The organism is Bradyrhizobium sp. Mp27 (assembly GCF_029953005.1).
Lineage (GTDB): Bacteria > Pseudomonadota > Alphaproteobacteria > Rhizobiales > Xanthobacteraceae > Bradyrhizobium > Bradyrhizobium barranii.
Map to the genome: position 1 here is coordinate 1 of NZ_JASAUS010000822.1, position 220 is coordinate 220.

Genomic DNA, 220 nt, shown 5'->3' on the forward strand with positions numbered 1-220 from the left:
TCATCGCCACCTGCAAAATCAACAGCGTGGAGCCCTACGTCTGGATGAAAGCGACGCTCAAAGCGATCGCAACCGGTCACCCGCAGTCCCGGATCGACGAGCTCCTGCCCTCCCCGTGGGTCGGTCAAAATCCCCCGGGTATGGTCACTTGAAACTCCCCCACCTGATGATCGCCGTCAGCGCCGCTGAACAGCAGTAGCCGGTCAGGCAGGACGTTTAT

Annotated in this window: 1 protein-coding gene; it reads left to right on the forward strand. The window is 60.5% G+C overall.

Annotated elements, in window-relative coordinates; translation table 11 throughout:
* A partial coding sequence (locus QJT78_RS52775; protein ID WP_281461011.1) for a transposase domain-containing protein occupies positions 1-152 on the forward strand: 152 nt, incomplete at its 5' end.
* Positions 153-220 lie beyond the last annotated feature (68 nt).